This window comes from Saccharothrix sp. NRRL B-16314 (assembly GCF_000716595.1).
Taxonomy (GTDB): Bacteria; Actinomycetota; Actinomycetes; order Mycobacteriales; family Pseudonocardiaceae; genus Actinosynnema.
On sequence record NZ_JNXC01000271.1, the window covers coordinates 1 to 211 of the forward strand.

General features: G+C 54.0%; 1 rRNA gene. It reads left to right on the forward strand.

The window, feature by feature from the left end:
- Window positions 1–145 precede the first annotated feature (145 nt).
- Window positions 146–211 (forward strand): 5S ribosomal RNA (rrf, locus tag OQ02_RS39965); the annotation flags it as partial.

Sequence of the window (211 nt, forward strand, 5' to 3'; positions counted from 1 at the left end):
TGACCGGTACTAATAGGCCGAGGACTTGTCATGAAGACGCTACGCATCCACTGTGCGGTTCTGAAAGAACCGAACCGGACCATCAGGTCCAAGCCTCTTAGAGGGTTTGGGTTCTGGTGCCTACGGGTTGGTAATTTCATAGTGTTTCGGTGGTCATAGCGGTTGGGGAACACCCGGTCCCATTCCGAACCCGGTAGTTAAGCCTTCCAGC